Here is a 20,458-nt window from a genome sequence, read left to right on the forward strand (position 1 = left end):
GAAATTATCATGAAAACTATCAAAACTTTTGCTGCTGTTATCGCCCTTGCCGTTCTTCCTGTTGCAGGCTTCGCGCAAACTGTGACAGCGACCGGTTCTACTCTGGACAGCACCGAAGCGAAAATTGCTGCGCAGGCGCAAGAAGCTGGTGCTTCCTATAAAATCACCGAAGCTAACACCAATAACGGCGTGCACATGACCGCTGAACTGCTGAAATAATGCTTGAAGTTGTGTGCTGACAGGACGCCTAAGGGCGTCCTGGCGGCGTTTGTGGATGCCCGCCGTTTCATCTTTTCCCTTCCAGGTTCCCCATCAGACTCCTTTGTTATTCGCCACTAAGCCTGTCAGCTGTGCAGACGCTTGCCTGATTTTTGGGCGCGATAACGTGCAGGCTTCTCCGCTGCGGCCGCGATTTCACGCGAAAGACGATTTGCTGCCATTAATAGCCAGGTGCAAGACAGGCTGGCCTCGGACGATCCCTGATGCAGCAAGACGGTAAGACCACGTAAGCCTGGTCGGACGACAGCCGATGGCAAAGTCCATCACGGGCTAAGGGAAGCAGAGCCTGGGCAGAAGGGGAAGACGTAAACCGCATCAGTAACCGGTTTACCGGTCTGCTGCGCTCAGCAAGTCGCCAGGTTCTGCTTGTCAGTCTGGATTGCGTGAAGCGCGGCCAACAATCCTGGCAGGCACCGACTCATGACTCTGGATTCGCGATAATTTGCCTGCGGCATGAGGCTGCCGCAGGCGAAGAGCCTGGTTATGACACGTCTTCAGAGGCGTCACGCATCATCTCACCGTGCGGCACGTCATCCAGAATCTGCTCAAAGCTGCGCAGACGTTTATAGATAGACATCAGCTCAACCAGCGTCGACCATGAGGTGATCAGGTACTGGAACGAGCTGCGGACCTGATCGAAAACGTTGGTTATCTGGTTAAGCAAACCCAGCGTTATCGTTCCGGCGACAATGGACGGGAACAACAGAAACAGTCCAAAGACGTTATCGACCTGAAGATAAAGAATGCGGCTGATGTTGAAGTAGAGATAGTGAAAATACAGACGGAAATAGTTAACCCGCACGTTGTTGAACAGCACTTTTACCGTGGGTGGTGTGGCACGGTCGGCGTTGTCTTCGCCGTAAACCAGCTCTTTACGATAAGCAGCTTCAACCCGTTGATTACGAAATTCGAGACCGGGGAGCTTAATCCCGACCAGCGCCAGCAGACCGGTACCGAACAGCGACCAGAGAACCGCAGCAATCACCAGCGCGTAAGGGAGATTCCCCAGAATCGGAATGTTTTCGACATGATGTGACAGGGCGATCAACACCGGCAGAAACGCCACCAGGGTCATAATGGCCTGGATAAAGTTCACGCCCCAGCTTTCCAGCGTTGTGGCAAAACGCATGGTATCTTCCTGCACACGCTGAGCCGCGCCTTCAACGTGGCGTAAGCGCTGCCAGTGGTGCATATAATAATTGTTCATTGCGGTACGCCAGCGGAATACCCAATGGCTGATGAAAAAAGCATTCATCACGCCAATAACGACCGCAATTAAGGCAATGCCCAAAAAGGCCATCACCTGAGCATAAAATTCGTTGATTTGAACCGAGCCGGCTTTCGTCAGCGCTTTTTGGATCAAATCATAAAAAGGGCCATACCAGGCGTTTACGGCAACGCCAACCTGCACACCAAACCAGGTGACAAAAATAATCAGTGCCGAACCCCATACCGACCAGCGTTGCCACGGATGGTTGTCAGTTAGTCGCCAGGCTATCGCGAAAATTGCCACCATCAGCCAGTAATAGGCATAAAACCACAACTCACCCGGCGCAATAAACCGCATTACCGTCGTGGGCAAGGGCTGCTTGATGGCGGCCTGAAAAGCAGGCCAAAAATGGGCCGGTAAATCGCTGGCAAAGCCAAACCAGCCAAAAATCGCCAGTAAACTCCAAAGGGCGGCCGAGCTGAAAAACAGTCCCGGTCGCGGGAAGAAAGACTTAAACATAGGTACTCCGCTGTTGTGTAATCGCTTTTATAACGTTTAAACGGCTATCTGTCTGTAGCCTGTTGTTTCTGAACATGACATCGACAAAATATATGTTAATGAAATTGTGCTTTTTTGTTTCCTTAAACTAAATGTTTATTGGCAATGGTGTTACACTTATATTCACTGTTACCGGTAACAGTTCGTTGTACCCGAAATCCGCAGATAAAAACCACTACAACGCACTCACTTCTCTTTTTCGTACCGCAGTTGATGCGGTGATGAGGCAATGTCATGTCAGACCAGAAAAAGGGTCATTCACGCAGGGATTTTTTGCTGAAGACCATCACCCTGGCGCCCGCAGTGGCGGTAGGCAGTAGCGCACTTGGTGCATTTTCTGCGCCCGTTCAGGCGGCAGCGCCCGCCGCACCCCAGTCTGCCCGAGATTATCAGCCTACCTGGTTTACCGCCGAGGAATTTGCCTTTATCAAGGCGGCCGTTGCGCGCCTGATTCCTGCTGATGAACGCGGCCCCGGCGCGCTGGAAGCAGGCGTGCCTGAGTTTATCGATCGTCAGATGAATACGCCTTACGCCACCGGAGCGAACTGGTATATGCAGGGGCCTTTCAATCCCGACGTCCCTAAAGAAATGGGCTATCAGCTGCCGCTGGTGCCGCAACAGATCTACCGTCTCGGTCTGGCTGATGCCGATCATTACAGTCAGCAGCAGCACGGTAAGGTGTTTGCCCAACTCGACGCCGGGCAGCAGGACGCATTATTACAGGACATGGAGAGCGGCAAAGCCGGTTTCCGTCAGCTGCCCGCCAACGTGTTTTTCTCATACTTACTGCAGAACACCCGCGAAGGCTTCTTTAGCGATCCCATCCACGGCGGCAATCAGGGCATGGTGGGCTGGAAGCTCATCAACTTCCCTGGCGCACGCGCCGACTTTATGGACTGGGTAGAGCGCGGTGAACGCTATCCGTTCCCGTCAGTGTCGATTCGTGGAGAGAGAAGCTGAGCATGGCAAATGAATTAAAGAAAGTGGATGCCGTGATTGTCGGCTTTGGCTGGGCGGGCGCCATTATGGCCAAAGAGCTGACCGAAGCAGGTCTGAACGTGCTGGCGCTGGAGCGCGGTCCACATCGTGATACCTATCCGGATGGTTCTTACCCGCAGTCGATTGATGAGCTGACCTACAACGTTCGCAAAAAGCTGTTTCAGGACCTGTCTAAGAGCACCGTCACCATTCGGCACGACGCCTCACAAACGGCCGTGCCTTACCGCCAACTGGCGGCCTTCCTGCCCGGTACCGGTACCGGCGGCGCCGGGCTGCACTGGTCGGGTGTCCATTTCCGGGTTGATCCCGTAGAGCTGAAGCTGCGTAGCCACTATGAGGCGCGCTACGGCAAAAACTTTATTCCTGAAGGCATGACCATTCAGGACTTTGGCGTGGACTACCAGGAGCTGGAGCCGTTTTTTGATAAAGCTGAAAAGGTGTTTGGCACCTCCGGTAGTGCCTGGAGTATTCAGGGCAAGGTCGTCGGCAAAGACAAAGGCGGTAACCCCTTTGCGCCCGATCGCTCTGACAACTTTCCACTGCCCGCGCAAAAGCGTACCTGGTCGGCTCAGCTGTTTGCCCAGGCCGCCGAGTCCGTAGGTTATCACCCTTACGATCTGCCGTCGGCGAACACCTCTGGTCCCTATACCAATACTTACGGCGCCCAGATGGGGCCGTGCAACTTCTGCGGCTACTGCAGCGGCTACGCCTGTTATATGTATTCCAAGGCATCGCCGAATGTGAATATTTTGCCTGCGCTGCGTCAGGAGCCAAAGTTTGAGCTGCGTAACAATTCTTACGTGCTGCGCGTCAACCTCACGGGTGATAAGCAGCGTGCGACCGGTGTCACCTATGTCGATGCGCAGGGCCGTGAGCAGGTGCAACCGGCGGATCTGGTCATTCTGTCTGCCTTTCAGTTCCATAACGTCCATTTGATGCTGTTGTCCGGCATTGGTAAACCTTACAACCCGATCACCAACGAAGGTACGGTAGGGCGCAACTTCGCCTATCAAAACCTGTCGACGTTGAAAGCGCTGTTCGATAAAAACACCACCACCAATCCCTTCATCGGTGCTGGCGGTGAAGGCGTCGCCGTGGATGATTTCAATGCCGACAATTTCGATCATGGTCCGCACGGCTTTGTTGGCGGGTCGCCGTTCTGGGTGAACCAGGCGGGCACCAAACCGATCTCGGGGCTCCCCACGCCGACCGGCACGCCAAACTGGGGCAGTCAGTGGAAAGCCGCCGTGGCGGACACCTACACGCACCACCTTTCCATGGATGCTCACGGTGCGCACCAGTCTTACCGCGCTAACTATCTGGACCTGGACCCGAACTACAAAGATGCCTACGGCCAGCCGTTGCTGCGCATGACGTTCGACTGGCAGGACAACGACATCAAAATGGCGCAGTTCATGGTGGGGAAAATGCATAAAATCGCCGAAGCCATGAATCCTAAAATGATCATTGGCGGGGCGAAGAAGCCTGGTACGCATTTTGACACGACCGTGTATCAGACAACCCACATCAGCGGCGGCGCGATTATGGGTGAAGATCCCAATACCAGTGCGGTGAACCGTTATCTGCAAAGCTGGGATGTGCCGAATGTCTTCGTTCCCGGCGCTTCAGCGTTTCCGCAGGGGCTGGGATATAACCCCACCGGCATGGTCGCCGCACTGACCTACTGGTCGGCGAAAGCGATTCGGGAACAGTACCTGAAGAACCCGGGTCCCCTGGTGCAGGCATAAGGAAGATGGTGATGAAAAACGGTATTTTAGCCCTGGTGTTGGGCAGCCTCGCCTTCGGCGCCCTGGCGGATGACAGCACGGCGGATCGGGTCAAACGCGGTGAATATCTGGCGCGCGCGGGCGACTGTGTAGCCTGCCACAGTAGTGAAGGCGGCAAGCCCTTTGCAGGGGGATTGCCGATGGCCACGCCGATTGGCACGATCTACTCCACCAATATCACGCCGGATAAATCGACCGGTATTGGTGACTACAGCTACGACGACTTTCAGAAAGCCGTGCGGCACGGTATCGCGAAAAACGGCGATACGCTCTATCCCGCTATGCCTTATCCGTCTTATGCCGTGGTCAGCGATGAAGACATGCAGGCGCTGTATGCCTACTTCATGCACGGAGTTGCCCCGGTCAGTCAGGCCAACAAAGAGAGTGATATTCCCTGGCCCCTGTCAATGCGCTGGCCGCTGGCGATCTGGCGCAACCTGTTTGCACCGGATGTAAAGGCGTTCCAGCCTGCAGAGCAGGAGGATGCGACGCTGGCGCGCGGCCGTTACCTGGTAGAAGGTCTGGGCCACTGCGGTGCCTGCCATACGCCGCGTAGTTTTACCCTGCAGGAAAAGGCGTTAACCAATGCCGGGGGAACGGATTATCTGGCGGGCAGCAGTGCGCCGGTTGACGGCTGGACCGCAAGCAATCTGCGCGGAGATAACCGCGATGGCCTGGGCCGCTGGAGTGAAGATGACCTGCGCCAGTTCCTGCGCTATGGGCGTAACGACCACACGGCGGCATTTGGCGGCATGGTGGACGTTGTCGACCACAGCCTGCAGCACCTGACGGATGAAGACATCACGGCCATCGCCCGCTATCTGAAGTCGCTGGGTGCCAAAGATCCGCATCAGGTGGCGTTTAGCGTGGATGACGCGACGGCCAAAGCCTTATGGAAGGGCGACGACAGTCAGACGGGCGCCGCGACCTATGTGGACAGCTGCGCAGCCTGCCATAAAACCGATGGCAGCGGCTATAAACGCTTCTATCCTGCGCTGCGGGGCAATCCTGTGGTGATGGCAGACGATCCGACCTCGCTGATTCACATCGTGCTGGTTGGTGGCGAACTGCGTGGAGTAAAAGGCGCGCCTTCAACCATCACTATGCCGGCATTTGGCTGGCGTCTGAACGATCAGCAGGTCGCGGACGTGGTGAACTTTATTCGTCGCAGCTGGGGCAACAATGCGGCGGATAACGTGACGGCGAAGCAGGTGGCTGCCCTGCGTGAAGAGTTCAAAGATCGTCAGGGCAATGCAGATATTAAGGTGTTAGAAGGGAAGTAAACCTCAGTGTTTCAGCCTTCCCCGCAGGGGGAAGGCTAAATGTTCAGATGTGTTCCAGCCTGATACCGCGCGTCTTAGGCCCGAAAACGCCCACCGACAGCATCACCATCAGCATACTCAGCACGATAAACGCGATAACGCCATGCGTGCCGGCGTACTGTAAAATCACACCGATCAAAAGACTGCTGAATGCGGTTGATAACCGGCTGAACGAGTAGCAGAAACCCACTGCCCGTGCGCGGATGTGCGTGGGGAAAATCTCGGTCTGATAGGCATGATAGCTGCAGGTCAGCCAGGCATTCGAGAAGGTGATCAGGAAACCGCAAATAATCAGCAGTACCGGGTTGGTTTGCAGGGCAAACAGCGTACCGAATACCACCGTCATGAGCGAAGAGAGAACGATTTGCCATTTGTTTTCGAGCTGGCTGGTAAAACTGCCACAAATCAGCGATCCAATCGGGTAGGCAAGCGTGATAAAAAACGCATACAGCAGGCTGTGGGTGATCGACGTTCCCTGACCGGACAGCAATGCCGGCAGCCAGTTACCAAAACCATAAAAACCAATCGCCTGAAAGAAGTTCATGACCACCAACATAAGCGTGCGCTTGCGATAGCGGGCTGACCAGATCTCCCGAAAGCGGCTCTTCTCCGGTTTCTTGTCTGAGACGGACGGCTTCGTCAACGGCAGGCCCGGGGCGATGCCGCACCGTTTTTCCATTTTCGCCATCACCTGATGGGCCTCATCGACGCGCCCCTGCTGCACCAGCCAGCGAGCGGACTCTGGCAGGTTTTTGCGCACAAACCAGATCACCAGTGAACAGACCGCACCGGCAATCACCACCCAGCGCCAGCCTTCCAGCCCAAGGATATTTTGCGGCATCAGCCACCACGACATGAGCGCGACGGCAGGCACCGACAGGAACTGGATAAAAAATGAAAAGGCAAAAGCCCGGTTACGCAGGTGAGTGGGCACCCATTCACTCAAATAAGTATCAATGGTGACCAATTCTACGCCCAGCCCAATCCCCACCAGAAAGCGGCACAGGATCACCATCTCCGCGCTGTGCTGAAAAGCCATGAGCAGTGAAAATACGCCGTACCAGGCCAGGGCACAGATAAAGGTCAGTCGACGACCAAAGCGGTCGGCAAGGGGCGTGAGCAGGCTGGCGCCAACAAACAGCCCCAGGAAGGTAGCGGAAGCAAACGCAGCCTGATCGGTAATGCCCAGTATCCCGGCACTGCCCGCGTGAAAGATACCGGCCGCCAGCAAGCCAGTGCTGATATACCCGGTTTCAAACAGATCGTAAAGCTCAAAGAACCCGCCCAGCGCCAGCAGCGAGATAAAGCGCCATAAACCGACAGAAGAAGGTAGCGCATCAATGCGCTCAGCTAAGCTGGTGTTGGCCGACGATGCCGCCGTCGGTGCTATCCCTGTGATGAAGGCTGGTGTCATGTAAGGTGAACCTCATGTCAGGATGATTGCCATTCCCGCTACAGGCCGTGATGTGTTTTGAAAGCGTTGCCCATTCGCGAGCCGTGAAGCAGCAGAATAATCAATTACCTGATTCTTGCCGACAGGAATAGTGATGAATTTTTAGCAACGCATATTGCAGTATTGACTGGGACGGTTTTTAGGGCAGAACGGCAGGCGGCCGAGGTAAAGGCACAAGAGCCGGTCAGGGCACAAAGGCGCGGTCAGCCGTCACCACGATTGGCGGGCCGGTAAAGGCCAGGCACTCACAGGCTGACGCCGCGCCGCACAGAGTCTGTTTCCCGCTCAGGCCTGATCACCCGAGCGGGAATCCGTTTTAGACGCCAGACAGGCGGAAAGCAGAAACGGAGTGGGTCAGGTGCTGAGCCTGCTCTTCCAGCGAAGCAGCCGCGGCGGCCGACTCCTGGACCAGCGCGGCGTTTTGCTGCGTCACACCATCCATCTCAGTGACCGCCTTTTCAATCTGGCTGATACCGTGATGCTGCTCATCGGACGCGGTTGAAATGTGGTCCATCAGCTCGTTCACCCGGCTCACCGAGGAAATAATCGCATTCATCGCCTCGCCCGTGCGGCTGACCTGATCAGAACCCACGCGAATCGTCGCGACCGATTCGGCAATCAGCCCTTCAATTTCTTTCGCCGCCACGGCGCTGCGTTGCGCGAGATTACGCACTTCACCGGCGACAACGGCAAAACCCCGGCCTTGCTCACCGGCGCGCGCCGCTTCGACGGCGGCGTTCAGCGCCAGAATATTGGTTTGAAAAGCAATGCTGTTAATAACGCTGGTAATATCCTCGATCTTCTTCGAACTTTCATTAATTTTGGCCATTGAAACGATAACCTGCTGAGAAACCTTCTCGCCGGTTTCTGCGTTCTGTACCGCTTCGTTAGCCAGACGGCAGGCTTCAAACACGTTGTCCGTGTTCTGTTTAACGGTTGCCCCTAACTGCTCCATGCTGGCCGCCGTTTCCGTTAGCGCCGCAGCTTGCTGCTCGGTACGGGACGCCAGATCGATATTACCGCTGGCAATTTCCTGTGAAGCACAGGACACCGCGTGGGTTGAGTGGCGCACCCGGATAATAATGTCCGTCAGAGACGTCCGCATTTGCTCCATCGAGCTCATCAGTTGCTGAATTTCGCTCTTCGAGCCGATTTTGACCGGCACCGGGTGATCGAGCACGCCTGCCGCAATCTCGCTGCAGTGCGCTTTTGCGTTATTGAGCGGCGATAAGATATAGCGTCTGACAAAGATCAGTATCGCAATGATGATGGCCAGGAATAACAAGCCAAACACGATGAGCAGCGTGATCCCGGATGAAAAGTTGCCCTGGGCGTCAGTATTCAGTTTCTTCGCATAAGCCTCGTGTTGGGCCAGCACCTGATCCAGCACGATTTCATACTGCCGGTCGAGGCGGACTACGTTGGCAATTTGATTTTTAAAGCGCTGCTGATCGCGGGCTTCGGCCGCTTCAATCAAGGGTTGAATTCCCCGATCGCGATAAGCCAGATAGGCCTGACGATAGCGGTCTGCATCGGCCTCTTCACCCGGAATGCGTGGCGCACTCAGATAAGCCTGAAAGGCAGCATCGGCTTTAGCCGCGACGCTTTTCACGCTGTCCAGAGAATAGCCGCCCTGCGGGCCGTCGTTCTCAATTTCTTTCATGTATTCCATCAGCCGGACGCGTAACGTTCGGCTGTGGTTGATAGGATCGATAACTGATAACACTACGCGGATTTCTTTATTAACCGCATTTAACGACGCGTTGCTCCGGGCCAGTAACCAGATGCTGACCGATATGCTGATAAGAAAAAGAATTAACAGGAACGACAAAACCAGTAGTGAAGATTTTTTTAACGACATTACGCAGTCCTGAATAGGGGATTATGGACTGATATATCGGCATCAGGAGGGTAAATATTTAGTGGGAACGTGCTGAAATTAATAAACAATAAGGTGGGTAAAAGATGAGCGAAATAATGAACCAGATGATTCAATATTATTACCTGATGATCTTTTCTGCCGGTTCGGTTATTTCGCCCTTTACGTTAGATAACCTGAGTTTTAGGGCCAGACAGATTTAACAAAGCCCGAACGATCGGCGCGTGCACAGGATGACTGCTGGCGATAAACAGCACGGCGCAAGAGGTGATGTATCGTAACGCGTTATAAACTGGCCTTTTATTTCATCATTCGACGGTCATGCTTTGTTATTATTGCCATGACAATAATATCTGACAGGAAATCACGCTTTTATTGTTGTCAGGTCTGGTCCTGTTTTATTTGTAAAATCAACAGAGAAAAGGCTGACCTACGTCAGGTAAATAATCCGAATGATGAATCTTTATCCGGTTATCGTCGTCAACCCTGACCTGTCGTCTACACTTATTACATCGTTATAAGGAAGTCTCTACTCACCGGTATCGAGGTAATAATGCAAGTATGTCCCTATTTGTTTCTCTATGGTCGCTGTGAAGAAGCGATAGAATTCTATTTGCAGGCAACGGGTGGAAAACTGCTGCAAAAAATGACGTTTGGCGATATGCCGGAGCAGGGTGAACAGGTGGGCGATCGGTCCGCTCCGCCGTTGCCCCCTGAGAAAATTATGCATGCGCACCTCCGCATTGGTCAGGGTGAGCTGATGATGAGTGATGGCAATCCCCATCAGCCTCCGGCCTCAGAACACGCGGGCTATGCCGTGAGTCTGGCAACCAATGATGCAGAGCAGGGTAAGGCATGGTTTGAAAAGCTGTCTGCAGGCGGGAAAGTCACTACGCCATGGCAGGAGACGTTCTGGTCTAACGGCTTCGCCATGTTTATCGATAAATTCAATATTCCATGGCGCATCAACGTGGTAAAACCCGACGCGTAATACGCTGCAGTCTGTAAAGACGCGAGGCCTTCCCCATGGGAAGGCCTCAACGTTTGCCGCCACCTCTTTTCGCGGTGCGACAGCAATCAGAAGTTATAGCCAGCGACCAGGTAGTAACCCCAGCCTGTGGACTTGATTTCAGACGCGCTTTCACCAAATCCTAACTCCTGACCCGCTCCCCACTGACCGCCGTTATGAAAATAACGGGCGACGGCCGAGAAGTGCCAGTGATCGTAACCCAGCGACAGGATATGGCTGGAGGCGATTGAATTGCTGGTGCGAATCGGGCCACTCTTTTCGCGTAAGTCTGAACCCCAGTCGAAGTTGGTAAAGCCTACGTAGCCAAGGTTACCGCCCCAAAGAGTGGTGATTGGCACAAAATATTTCACTTTGAAGCGATAGCCATCCCAGCTGTTTTCATTCGCTGCACCGTAGTTTTCCCACTGGTATTTGGCATAGACGTTAAGCGACAGACCGATATCGCTGTGCGTATCGATGTCGGTGCCCAGGCCCATATACCAGGTATTCTGACGGTTGGCGCTGTTGCGGCCCATATCGTAGATATAGTTGTTCGCGAAGTACCACTCTTTAAACGGACCAAAGGCCAGGCTGGTGCCGGTCAGTTTATCAATGGAGAAACGCGGCTCAATTTCCATGAACAGCGGCGAACCGTGGTCGAAAATGCCGTTAGCATTGCTGTTGCCCACGCCAAAGAAGTTCGGCAGATCAACGTAGCCGTAAAAATCAAACCAGTCTTTTTTCGCAAACGCTTCATATTCCAGATAGACGTCATTATTGAACTGCGGTCCGAAGCGAGTATGGTAACTGCCCACCACGTTTACGCTCTGATGCCACCAGTCGGAAACGTACTGGGGAGCATTGTCAGCAGCCTGCACTGCACCGTTTAAGGAACCTGCCAGCAGGGCGCCTGCCATTAACGTTTTAAATTTCATTATATTTTGACCACTGGTTTTTATGCGCAAGACAATCGTTTGCGCGCTGTTTGGAAATCAATCCCAAAGGTTGGGCAGTAATGTACTCAGGCCGCCTGTTTTAGTTAGCGTAGCGTGCCTGTAACAGAGAGATAGAAAATAGCTTTTGGTCACATTTGTCAAAATGTGTTGCATAACAATTCATCAATATTGTGATGTTTGTCACAATATTGTCTCAGGCGAACGGAACCAGGCAACCGTTTACGTTGTCTGGTTCCGAATCAAACAGCGAGGATCAGGGAAAAGTGACGCGGACCTGAAAACCGCAACGCACACCGTGCGGATTCAGGCAATTGGACAGGGCAACGCGGATATGATGTTTGTGTGCCACGCTTCGTACAATAGACAAGCCTAACCCGCTCCCCTGGGCTTTAACATCCGGGGCGCGGGCAAAGCGATCAAACGCGCGTTCAATAAACGACTCCGGCATGCCAGGGCCGTTATCGACGATATCTACCACGGTTTGCCCGTCAACACGGTGCAGCAGGACATCCACCAGGCTGCCTTCAGGCGTATGAAGCATGGCATTGCCAATCAGGTTATCAAACAGGCTTCGCAGCTCCGATCGTCCGGCCTGCAACTGGTAGTGCGTGGTGCCGCTAAAGCCAATGTCGATACCGCGTTTATCTGCCACCACCATGAGCTGCTCAATGCTCTCTTTCAGCACATCTTCCAGCGCGATAGTTTCGAGGCTGGCGACAACCGACTGATCTTCCCAGCGTGACATATTCAGCAATTGGGTCACCAGATGGCGGGTGCGGGTCACGCCCGATTCCAGTTGTGCAAACTGACGACTGGCCTCGCCAGGCTGAATATGCTGCCGCAGGTTCTCCAACTGCAACGTAACCGCCGTGACCGGCGTCCGCAATTCGTGCGCGGCATCTTCCATAAACTGGCGCTGTGAAGACCAGGCCGCACGAAGTTTATCCAGCAGCGAATTATAGGCGGCGACCAGCGGCTGAATTTCATCAGGCAGGCTTCCCGGTGAAACGCTGTGTGGGTGATGGGCATCCTGCGCGGCAATCTCCCGGGAGGCAACGCGCAAATCCCGGGTGATTTTGCGCACGACCAGCCAGATAACCAGTAATGACAGCGGCATCATTAAAATCAGCGGAATAATCGCCGACAGCGCCCGCCTCACCATCATTTCTTTCATGTAGCTGAGATTGAGCATCACCTGAATGGTCTTTATCTCGCTGCCGGGCTGGCCGGAGCGGGTATAAATTCGCCATTCGCAGTCGTGGCAGCCGCCGATCTGCACATCTTTGTAGCCGTTTTCGGCCTGTAACGGCGCGTGCAACTCAGGCCAGGAGCTGGAGCGTAGCTGACCTTTGGCATCCCATAGCTGAATGACGAAGGCGCTTTTGATCTTGTGCGCTGGCGCAATCAGCGGCATCAGCGGAGGGATTTCGCGATTCACTGACCAGGCATCGGCCAGCTTGGCGAGCTGCTCATCCTTGATGACGCCCACCATTTCACCGTAGCAGCTAAAGAAATACCAGGCCACGCCGCCAATCATCAGCAAATGAATGACCAGTAACGTACTGAGTAATTTATTCCGTAACGATCGCATAAAGATTTTCATATTGCCGGTACTCGCCAACCCAGTCCGCGCACGTTGCGGATCACATCATTATCCAGCTTGCGCCGCATGCCGTGGATTAATACGTCTACTGCATTGCTGCTGACTTCTTCGCCCCAGCCATAGATGCGGTTCTCTAACTGCTCGCGTGACAGGATGGCACCGGGCCGCTCCAGCAGCGCATAGAGCAGGGCATATTCCCGGGCGGTTAACTGTTCACGTTGCCCTTTGTACAGGACTTCGCGCGTCAGCATATCCAGTTGAACATCCCCGCTGCCCAGCACCGAATCGGCGGAACCGTGATGGCGCCGGGTAATCGCACGCATGCGGGCCATCACCTCCTGAAGATCAAAAGGCTTAAGCAGGTAGTCATCCGCACCATAATCCAGGCCCTGTACGCGCTGAGCGACCGTATCGCGGGCGGTAAGGATCAAGACCGGTGTGGCATCCCCGCGCCCGCGTGCCCGTCTCAGCACCTGCAATCCGTCGTCCCGGGGTAAGCCAAGATCAAGCAGGACGCAGCTGTAGCCGCCTTCGCTCCAGGCGTTTTGCGCATACACGCCATCGCGTACCCAGTCAACTGACCAGCCTGCCGCTTCCAGCGCCTGCTGCAAATTCGCGCCGATCATTTCATCATCTTCGACCAACAAAACGCGCATGGATGATGCCCTCCCGAAAAATGGCAACAGTGTAGCGCTGGATTATTAGCGCAGAATTATTGGGGCGCTCAGCCTGCTAAAAGGCCGGGGCGCGCCGGATGCCTGTACCTAAAGAGGCGATTTTACCGCTTTGCTAATTCTGCGCTAATTTTTCGCTAATTAAGGGATAAATTTAACGCGCTACAGTGTGTTCCCTGCACATCTGCTTTAACCAGGAGAACACCATGAATCAGCGCGAGTTTATTCGTAGTTTGCTGGAATGGATAGAAAGCAATTTAGGACACGATCTGCATCTGGACGAAGTTGCTCGCCGCGCGGGCTATTCCCGTTGGCACCTGCAACGGTTATTTCGCCAGCATACCGGCTTCTCACTGGCCGAGTATATCCGTCAGCGCCGTCTGACCGAGTCGGCCCTGACGCTGCTTAACAGCAACGAAGCGATTTTACAGGTGGCAATGAGCTATGGGTTTGATACCCAACAGGCCTACACACGAACGTTTAAAAACTATTTTATGGTCACGCCGGGTCAACTGCGCCGTCAGCGCCGGGTAGAGCCAGATCGTTTATTATTCCCTTATGCCATGGCAAGTTAGTCTCTGTATGGACATTCCCATCCGCGAACTTGTGGGAATGTCCATGCATCGCCAGGGCTGCCTCGCGTCCTTTTTCCTGCTCCCACGCTGTCCGCTTTCCTTCCGTTGCTTTATTCTGACTGCCTGAGGCACGGCGTCGTGGCTGTGCAATAACCTTCAGCAGGCCGATTTGTCCCAGGAATCCGATGACTAACAGCGATAACCTGATCGCCATGATGTTGTTTGCGCGCGTGGTGGAACTCAAAAGCTTTACGGAAGCCGCACGCGTACTCGGCGTGTCAAAGTCCCACATCAGCCGGGAAATTGCCGGGCTGGAACAGCGGCTGGGCATTCGGCTGCTCCAGCGTACGACTCGCCGGATGACGCTGACGGAACTCGGCCAGGCTTACTATCCCTTTTGCGTGCGTATGCTGGACGAAATGCACCGGGCCGAAGATTTTGTGCAGCAGGCTCACCAAAATCCTGCCGGTAATGTCCGCTTACAGGCGCCCGTCACCTATGGCTGCCAGTGCATCGTGCCGCTGCTGAATCGGTTTCTGCGCGGTCATCTGCACATCAATGTCGATCTCAGCCTTACGGATAACAACGATGAGACCCTTGGCGACGGGGTAGACATCGCGATAGTTATCCGTGCTCATGCGCCCCGCCAGGGCAACTTTCGTGTTTTGAGCGACATCCACTGGGGCCTGTACGCCGCGCCTGACTACCTGGCGCAGCATCCTGCCATTTCGCATCCGCGCCTGTTACCCCGCCATGATCTCTTGATGTTTCACGGTCCGGCGCACACGGCGGCACTGCCTTTTCGTCGCGATAAGCTGCGTCTGGCGGTAGACGTGCGTAGCCGCTTTCGGGCCAATAACAGTATGGCGCTGCTGAACGCTGCACTGGCGGGCAACGGCATCGCCTATCTGCCTTCCTATATGGTGCAGGAGGCGCTGACGCAGGGGCAAATTGTCCAGGTGCTGCCGGAGTGGCAGATGGATCGCTCACAGAGCTACCTGCTGAGGCATCAGGACATCGCATCGGCCTCTCCCATCAACCTGCTGTGCGATACGCTGATCGACCAACTGGGCGCGCACTGATTGTTGCAGTACAGCAACAAAACAGGCCAGTCAGCAAATATCGCGCGCCGACTGTTGTTGTCTCGTCACCATTGTTAGCCTGAGTCCCTAAACACGATGGGGATATCGCATGGAAATCACGTCTGAGGCACCTGTATTCCACCACTGGAAACGTAACTTATGGGTTTGCGTCTTTGGCTCGTTTACGACCCTGGTCGCCATGACCTTGCTGCTGCCTTTTTTACCCTTGTATGTTCAACAGCTGGGCGTACAGCACCCGGCGGCCATTGCGCGCTGGTCCGGCGTGGCCTATGGCGCAACCTTTCTCAGCGCCGCGTTAACCGCGCCGCTGTGGGGCAGGCTGGGCGATCGCTACGGCCGTAAGCTGATGTTGATCCGGGCGAGCCTGGGAATGGCCCTTGCCATGGCACTGATCGGCATGGCAACCGCTGTGTGGCAACTGGTGGCGCTGCGTTTACTGGCGGGATTACTCGGGGGCTATTCTTCCGGCTCCACCATTCTGATTGCTGCGCAAACCCCTAAAGCGCATACCGGATGGGCGTTAGGCGTGCTGGCATCCGGCATGATGGCCGGTAATGTTATAGGCCCCATACTGGGCGGTGTACTCCCGCCGCTGATCGGCATTCGGGCTACGTTCTGGCTGACGGGGGCGGTCATTTTTGTGGCATTCCTGGCGACCACCTTTTTGCTGAAGGAGCCAGCCGTGGCGCGTAAGAAGGTGCAGAGCGTTTGTCCTCAGCCGGGCGAGGCTGCTGCTCCCTTTGACCGGGCGATAGTCAGGCTGATGTGGTTAACGGCCATGCTGCTGGTGTTTGCCAATATGTCGATAGAGCCTGTCATCACGCTGTATATCGGCCAGTTTTTACATCAGGAGCATGCCATCACCCTGATGTCCGGCCTGGTGATGGCCGCAGCCGCGCTGGGCAGTATTCTTTCAGCACCCTTTGTCGGCAAGCTGGCCGACCGCGTGGGGCACTGGCGGGTCCTGAACGCTGGCCTGTTTGGCTGCGCGCTGTTACTGATCCCTCAGGCTTTTATTACCGATGCCTGGCAGCTGCTGCCGTTACGTTTCCTGATGGGCATGTCGCTGGGCGGTCTGATGCCCTGCATTACCGCCATTATCCGTCACCACGTTCCCGCCGTGCAGGTGGGGCGCATGCTCGGCTATTCGACGTCGGCGCAGTATATCGGCCAGGTCAGTGGTCCCCTTTTTGGTGGGGTGATTGGTGGCGCGTGGGGAATGCGGCCAGTATTTCTGGCCACCTGCATGGTCATGGGGCTGTGCGCCTGGTTAAGCTGGCGCTCCCCACGCACAAAAGCGCAGGGCAGATAGCAGGCATAAAAAAAGGCGGACCGGAGTCCGCCTCTGTTCAGGTGTTAATTACTTCTGGTCGGGCAGCGCATAGGCAATCACGTAATCGCCCAGCTTGGTGCCGAATGAACCATGGCCACCGGCAGCAATCACAACGTATTGCTTGCCGTTAACTTCATAGGTCATTGGCGTTGCCTGACCACCGGCTGGCAGGCGCGCCTGCCACAAGAGTTCACCGGTGTCGGTGCTGTAAGCGCGCAGGTAGTTATCAGCCGTTGCGCCAATAAAGAACACTTTGCCTGCGGTGGCAACCGGTCCGCCCAGCATTGGCATACCCATTTTAAAGGGCAGCGGTACAGGTGAGCTGTCACGAACGGTACCAATACGTTGTTTCCACACCACTTCGTTGGTTTTCAGGTCAACAGCAGAAACATAACCCCATGCAGGTTGTTTACACGGCAGACCAAAAGGTGACAGGAACGGATTCAGTTCAACGCCATACGGCACGCCGTACTGCGGCTGAATACCGGTTTCAGTACCTGAACCGCCCGTTGCGCCTTTTGGTGGCTCTTCCGGATTACCCGGACCGCGTGGGATCAGCTTAGACACGAACGGCAGCGCCATTGGGTTAGCAATCGCAATCTGACGATGCGGATCAACGGAAATGCCGCCCCATTCAAACATGCCCAGGTTGCCCGGGAAGACCAGGGTGCCCTGCTCAGAAGGTGGCGTGAACGGACCTTCGTAGCGCAGACGTTTGAAAATCACGCGGCACACCAGTTGGTCATACATCGTCGCGCCCCACATGTCCTTATCCGTCAGGTTCTGTTTCGGACGGAAGGTCAGTTCAGAGTAAGGCTGTGTAGCTGAGACATGGTCGCCCTTAGCTGCGCCCTGCGGAACAGGGGTTTCCGGGGCCGGAACCACAGTTTTACCTGTGCGGCGATCCAGAACAAAGATGTTCCCGGTTTTGGCAGGGGCATAGATAACCGGCACGGTATTACCGTCTTTATCGGTAATATCCGCCAGCGTCGGCTGCGAAGGCAGGTCCATATCCCACAGATCGTGATGCACAGTCTGATATGACCACACCAGCTTACCGGTCGTCGCGTTCAGCGCCAGCACGCTGCTGGCATAACGTTCCTGCTCAGGTGTGCGGTTGCCGCCCCAGATATCCGGCGTGGTCACCCCCATTGGCAGGTAAACGATATCCAGCTTCGGATCGTAAACCGCAGGTGCCCACGAGTTAGGCGAGTTCATGGTGAACGTGTGTTCATCCGCCGGAATCGCGTTAGGATCTTTCGCGCCCGGATCGAACACCCACAACAGTTTACCGGTGTTCACATCAAAGCCACGGATGGCGCCTGAAGGTTCACGGGTTGAAAAGTTATCGGTTACCGCGCCAGCCATCACAATGGTAGTGTCAGTAATCACCGGTGGCGAGGTTGGCTCATACATGCCTGGCGTTGTGACCGGCTGCTTGTGCTGCAGATCCAGCTCACCGTTGTTACCAAAGGCCGGGCAGCGTTCACCGGTTTCCGCATCCAGCGCGAACAAACGCCCGTCATTGACTGGCAGGTAGATACGACGCGAGCACAGCGCAGGCTGGGTATTGGACGCATCCTTCGCTGCAGGGAATTCGTGGTATGACACACCACGACAGGTCACGTGCTGGAAGGTTGGGTTGGTTTTCAGGCCGGGATCAAACTTCCACTTTTGCTTGCCGGTGGCCGCATCCAGAGCAAATAAAATCTGATGTGGCGTGCAAAGATACAGCGTGTCGCGAATCTTGATTGGCGTCACTTCATCGGTAATTTCGCCCGGATCGCTTGGGCGTTTCATATCACCGGTCTGGAATTGCCAGGCAACCTGCAGTTCTTTCACATTGTCGTGGTTGATCTGCTTGAGCGGCGAGAAGCGCGTCCCTTGCTGATCGCGCGCATAGGCCGGCCAGTCGCCATCAGCAATATTGCTCAACGGCTGTGCCTGAGGCGCATTATCCGCTGTTGCCGGTAATGCACCGTTAACCACTTGCGGATCATTAAAGACGGAATAGGTTAACACCGCTGCACTGGCAACCAGCGCTACGCCCATGGCACCCAGTGCGCCTTTACCCGGCTGGTATAAGCCGCGATAGACAAAGGGCAACACCAGCCAGACGCCAAAGATCACCAGTACGTCGGTACGCGGTGCCAGTGCCCAGAAGTCGGTGCCGACTTCCCAAACGCCCCAGGCCAGCGTAGCCAGCAGTAAGAGCGCATACACAACCAGGGCAGCGCTGTTACGTCGCCACAGCAGGAAAGCGGTAAGCAGCATGGCTGCACCGCCGATGATGTAGTACCAGGAACCACCGATCGTGGCCAGCCAGATACCACCAATTAACATGAACGCACCCGTTAGCACGGCGAACAGCACCGTTAAAAAACGGACCACGCTAAAGGATGAGGAGTTTTTCCCCATAATGTTGACCTCATTTCGTTGCCAGAAAACTCAGGAAAACAATCAGATAGATTGTTGTCAGTCATAAAGTACAAAAGATGAAAGGCATTCTTATTTCGCTCTTCCCTGAAGCGTGATGATCCATATCTGTTAAATGTTATAGCAAAATTGGTATGAGTTTTGATTTTTTTGGCTTAAAGCTCTTAACAACGCATCTAAGGCAATACTTTAGAGGGTGTTAATGGGGCTTGCCGATATGATTCAATAGTGCCAGGAGATAAGAAAGGTTAAAGCGTAAAGGGAATGAGATCGCCAGACGCGCGTTGTAATTGCCAGCCGCTAATGTTAAGTGCCGCGAGTTGCTCTGCTGATAACGTCGGTTCGTAACCGCGCACGATAATCTCGGCGCCTTTCCCTTTTAATGACTCAAGAAAAAAAGGAAATGTAAATTTCCGATAGTTGTCATTAAAGAATGAATAACTTAAGACAATGGCGGAAAAAGGAAAGGATTCGACTAAATGCCAGTCTGCGCCAGGCGGTGCAAAATCAAAAAGCCAGAAACGATACGCGTTAATTAATTCCAGTAATTTTTCCTGATGGGTCCTGAGGTTGCGATAATTAATACCAATACGCACCCGCGCATCCTGTAGGTGTAAATAACGTTCGGGATGCTGAATCCATTCTTTTAACTGTGCATCACACAGGGGGATAATGATTAATGCTTCTTCAGTTGCAAGATGGTTGTGCAATGAAATAATGTTGTCATCGTTAAGTATCCTTTTCGTCGGTTGTGTGCAGTCCGAATTCGGGAGGTGGTAACAAATACCGGCCACCTGACTCGTGACGTGATGAATAGGCTCAGTAATATAAGGGTTATATCCGCTATTTTTCATTATCTCATCGAAACTATTTAACGTTTGCTGTGAATTTTATTTTTTGCATAACGAGAGGGAAGTACGGCGATTAATATACGCGATTCTCCTGGCAACACACGTTTTTTATATATTAATCAGCACTTTTTTGTTATCCGTTATTTAAATTTATATGCACTCTAATGATAACGTTAAATGGTCTTTTCTGGCGTGACTACTCGTCGAAAGCGTTAATTCACCCTGCACGTTGTTTTGTAAAACGCGTAATAAACGTCATCTGATTATCAGCAGAAAGTGTCGTTCTGATGTCACAACGGCCGCTTCGTTTACTGCTTTATCTTATCCTGAGTTAAGTTATCAGCAGAGCAGGCGGTTTTTTTTAATAATCATCCGCACAGGTCAATCCTCATGGAAAACGCAGGCGGAAACGCCTGATGCCGCGCGACGCT

Annotated in this window: 16 protein-coding genes; 8 read left to right on the forward strand and 8 right to left on the reverse strand. The window is 54.2% G+C overall.

The genetic code is table 11. From position 1 onward, the window contains the following. Positions 1-9 precede the first annotated feature (9 nt). Positions 10-219 (forward strand): YdgH/BhsA/McbA family protein, encoded by a 210-nt coding sequence (locus tag EL29_RS19560; RefSeq protein ID WP_014606922.1) that lies wholly within the window; start codon positions 10-12, stop codon positions 217-219. A gap of 541 nt (positions 220-760) precedes the next feature. Here the strand turns inward: EL29_RS19560 and sbmA are convergent. Beyond that, entirely contained in the window at positions 761-2,008 is a 1,248-nt protein-coding gene (sbmA, locus tag EL29_RS19565; protein WP_014595081.1) for a peptide antibiotic transporter SbmA, read from the reverse strand. Between the two features lie 273 nt (positions 2,009-2,281). On the opposite strand from sbmA, the gene EL29_RS19570 reads away from it, so the two are divergent. From EL29_RS19570 to EL29_RS19580, 3 genes are read left to right on the forward strand one after another with little or no spacing between them, the layout of a single operon-like run. Next, positions 2,282-3,007 (forward strand): gluconate 2-dehydrogenase subunit 3 family protein, encoded by a 726-nt coding sequence (locus EL29_RS19570; RefSeq protein ID WP_013024200.1) that lies wholly within the window; start codon positions 2,282-2,284, stop codon positions 3,005-3,007. Between the two features lie 2 nt (positions 3,008-3,009). Then, entirely contained in the window at positions 3,010-4,794 is a 1,785-nt protein-coding gene (locus EL29_RS19575) for a GMC family oxidoreductase (protein WP_028715935.1), read from the forward strand. An 11-nt stretch (positions 4,795-4,805) separates the two neighbouring features. Next, the gene (locus tag EL29_RS19580; protein ID WP_028715936.1) at positions 4,806-6,116 is read left to right on the forward strand and encodes a c-type cytochrome; all 1,311 of its coding nucleotides are present in this window, start codon (positions 4,806-4,808) and stop codon (positions 6,114-6,116) included. A gap of 43 nt (positions 6,117-6,159) precedes the next feature. Here EL29_RS19580 and EL29_RS19585 read toward each other — a convergent pair whose 3' ends face one another. Together EL29_RS19585 and EL29_RS19590 are read right to left on the reverse strand one after the other, a co-directional pair. Then, positions 6,160-7,569: an MFS transporter gene (locus EL29_RS19585; protein WP_013024203.1), complete on the reverse strand. Its 1,410-nt coding sequence runs from the start codon at positions 7,567-7,569 to the stop codon at positions 6,160-6,162. Between the two features lie 355 nt (positions 7,570-7,924). Beyond that, positions 7,925-9,469, reverse strand: a complete 1,545-nt coding sequence (locus EL29_RS19590; protein WP_019105647.1) for a methyl-accepting chemotaxis protein — start codon at positions 9,467-9,469, stop codon at positions 7,925-7,927. A gap of 571 nt (positions 9,470-10,040) precedes the next feature. On the opposite strand from EL29_RS19590, the gene yjdN reads away from it, so the two are divergent. Next, on the forward strand, positions 10,041-10,478 hold the full coding sequence (yjdN, locus tag EL29_RS19595; RefSeq protein WP_013024205.1) for a VOC family metalloprotein YjdN: 438 nt from the start codon (positions 10,041-10,043) through the stop codon (positions 10,476-10,478). Positions 10,479-10,564: 86 nt separating this feature from the next. Here yjdN and tsx read toward each other — a convergent pair whose 3' ends face one another. From tsx to EL29_RS19610, 3 genes are all read right to left on the reverse strand, one after another. Next, the gene (gene tsx, locus EL29_RS19600) at positions 10,565-11,431 is read right to left on the reverse strand and encodes a nucleoside-specific channel-forming protein Tsx (RefSeq protein WP_014595086.1); all 867 of its coding nucleotides are present in this window, start codon (positions 11,429-11,431) and stop codon (positions 10,565-10,567) included. Positions 11,432-11,705: 274 nt separating this feature from the next. Next, positions 11,706-13,055, reverse strand: coding sequence for a sensor histidine kinase (locus EL29_RS19605; protein WP_026020989.1), 1,350 nt, complete (start codon positions 13,053-13,055; stop codon positions 11,706-11,708). Continuing rightward, positions 13,052-13,711: a response regulator gene (locus EL29_RS19610; RefSeq protein WP_014595088.1), complete on the reverse strand. Its 660-nt coding sequence runs from the start codon at positions 13,709-13,711 to the stop codon at positions 13,052-13,054. Before EL29_RS19610 ends, EL29_RS19605 begins: the two co-directional genes overlap by 4 nt. Before the next feature lie 224 nt (positions 13,712-13,935). Between EL29_RS19610 and EL29_RS19615 the strand changes: the two genes are divergently transcribed. The 3 genes from EL29_RS19615 to EL29_RS19625 all read left to right on the forward strand — a co-directional run bounded on the left by EL29_RS19615 (position 13,936) and on the right by EL29_RS19625 (position 16,719). Next, positions 13,936-14,304, forward strand: coding sequence for a helix-turn-helix domain-containing protein (locus EL29_RS19615; protein ID WP_014606915.1), 369 nt, complete (start codon positions 13,936-13,938; stop codon positions 14,302-14,304). A gap of 185 nt (positions 14,305-14,489) precedes the next feature. Further along, positions 14,490-15,386 (forward strand): LysR family transcriptional regulator, encoded by an 897-nt coding sequence (locus tag EL29_RS19620; protein WP_015701240.1) that lies wholly within the window; start codon positions 14,490-14,492, stop codon positions 15,384-15,386. Positions 15,387-15,495: 109 nt separating this feature from the next. Next, on the forward strand, positions 15,496-16,719 hold the full coding sequence (locus tag EL29_RS19625; protein WP_028715937.1) for an MFS transporter: 1,224 nt from the start codon (positions 15,496-15,498) through the stop codon (positions 16,717-16,719). Positions 16,720-16,767: 48 nt separating this feature from the next. On the opposite strand, the gene EL29_RS19630 is transcribed toward EL29_RS19625, so the two are convergent. Both EL29_RS19630 and EL29_RS19635 read right to left on the reverse strand, forming a co-directional pair. Further along, a complete protein-coding gene (locus EL29_RS19630; protein WP_014606912.1) occupies positions 16,768-19,158 on the reverse strand; it encodes a glucose/quinate/shikimate family membrane-bound PQQ-dependent dehydrogenase in 2,391 nt (796 codons plus the stop codon). 266 nt (positions 19,159-19,424) lie between these two features. Continuing rightward, complete coding sequence (locus EL29_RS19635) at positions 19,425-20,030, reverse strand: hypothetical protein (protein WP_028715938.1); 606 nt, start codon at positions 20,028-20,030, stop codon at positions 19,425-19,427. Positions 20,031-20,458 lie beyond the last annotated feature (428 nt).

This window comes from Pantoea ananatis LMG 2665 (assembly GCF_000710035.2).
Classification (GTDB): domain Bacteria; phylum Pseudomonadota; class Gammaproteobacteria; order Enterobacterales; family Enterobacteriaceae; genus Pantoea; species Pantoea ananatis.

What these genes read in the sequence shown, in the direction of transcription:
- EL29_RS19560 (WP_014606922.1), top strand. Translation starts at nt 10, where the DNA reads ATGAAAACTATCAAAACTTTTGCTGCTGTTATCGCCCTTGCCGTTCTT.
- sbmA (WP_014595081.1), bottom strand. Translation starts at nt 2,008, where the DNA reads ATGTTTAAGTCTTTCTTCCCGCGACCGGGACTGTTTTTCAGCTCGGCC.
- EL29_RS19570 (WP_013024200.1), top strand. Translation starts at nt 2,282, where the DNA reads ATGTCAGACCAGAAAAAGGGTCATTCACGCAGGGATTTTTTGCTGAAG.
- EL29_RS19575 (WP_028715935.1), top strand. Translation starts at nt 3,010, where the DNA reads ATGGCAAATGAATTAAAGAAAGTGGATGCCGTGATTGTCGGCTTTGGC.
- EL29_RS19580 (WP_028715936.1), top strand. Translation starts at nt 4,806, where the DNA reads ATGAAAAACGGTATTTTAGCCCTGGTGTTGGGCAGCCTCGCCTTCGGC.
- EL29_RS19585 (WP_013024203.1), bottom strand. Translation starts at nt 7,569, where the DNA reads ATGACACCAGCCTTCATCACAGGGATAGCACCGACGGCGGCATCGTCG.
- EL29_RS19590 (WP_019105647.1), bottom strand. Translation starts at nt 9,469, where the DNA reads ATGTCGTTAAAAAAATCTTCACTACTGGTTTTGTCGTTCCTGTTAATT.
- yjdN (WP_013024205.1), top strand. Translation starts at nt 10,041, where the DNA reads ATGCAAGTATGTCCCTATTTGTTTCTCTATGGTCGCTGTGAAGAAGCG.
- tsx (WP_014595086.1), bottom strand. Translation starts at nt 11,431, where the DNA reads ATGAAATTTAAAACGTTAATGGCAGGCGCCCTGCTGGCAGGTTCCTTA.
- EL29_RS19605 (WP_026020989.1), bottom strand. Translation starts at nt 13,055, where the DNA reads ATGAAAATCTTTATGCGATCGTTACGGAATAAATTACTCAGTACGTTA.
- EL29_RS19610 (WP_014595088.1), bottom strand. Translation starts at nt 13,711, where the DNA reads ATGCGCGTTTTGTTGGTCGAAGATGATGAAATGATCGGCGCGAATTTG.
- EL29_RS19615 (WP_014606915.1), top strand. Translation starts at nt 13,936, where the DNA reads ATGAATCAGCGCGAGTTTATTCGTAGTTTGCTGGAATGGATAGAAAGC.
- EL29_RS19620 (WP_015701240.1), top strand. Translation starts at nt 14,490, where the DNA reads ATGACTAACAGCGATAACCTGATCGCCATGATGTTGTTTGCGCGCGTG.
- EL29_RS19625 (WP_028715937.1), top strand. Translation starts at nt 15,496, where the DNA reads ATGGAAATCACGTCTGAGGCACCTGTATTCCACCACTGGAAACGTAAC.
- EL29_RS19630 (WP_014606912.1), bottom strand. Translation starts at nt 19,158, where the DNA reads ATGGGGAAAAACTCCTCATCCTTTAGCGTGGTCCGTTTTTTAACGGTG.
- EL29_RS19635 (WP_028715938.1), bottom strand. Translation starts at nt 20,030, where the DNA reads ATGAAAAATAGCGGATATAACCCTTATATTACTGAGCCTATTCATCAC.